Origin of the sequence: Tritonibacter sp. SIMBA_163, assembly GCF_046535935.1 — a bacterium.
In the GTDB taxonomy this organism is placed as follows: domain Bacteria; phylum Pseudomonadota; class Alphaproteobacteria; order Rhodobacterales; family Rhodobacteraceae; genus Epibacterium; species Epibacterium scottomollicae.
The window spans coordinates 1-332 of record NZ_JAWJBP010000209.1; the positions used below are offsets into that span (position 1 = coordinate 1).

At 59.0% G+C, this 332-nt stretch carries 1 protein-coding gene; it reads left to right on the forward strand.

Features of this window, described 5'->3' with window-relative positions; genetic code table 11:
- Nucleotides 1-121: 121 nt before the first annotated feature.
- Nucleotides 122-332 (forward strand): AMIN domain-containing protein (locus R0J92_RS22115; protein WP_411053231.1); only part of this gene is annotated, 211 nt, incomplete at its 3' end.

The window sequence follows — 332 nt, forward strand, 5'->3', positions numbered from 1 at the left end:
GATCCGTTTGGTCGGTCGGTTAGCGACCGGCTGTGCAGTGTTACTGGCAGGTACCTCAACGCTTCAGGCGGCCGCTGTGGAGAGCATGCGGCTTTGGGCTGCGCCTGACCATGCCCGTCTAGTGTTTGATCTAACGGCGGCGGCAGAGGCGAGCGTGTTTTCATTGGAGAATCCGGCGCGACTCGTCATTGATCTTGATGAAAGCCAGCTCAATACCGATGTGTCAACGCTTCCCCTCGACGGTAGTGCCATTTCTGCGGTGCGTACTGGTGTCCGTGATGGCGGTGGCCTGCGGGTAGTGTTGGAGTTAAATCGCGCAATTGAGCCGCGCC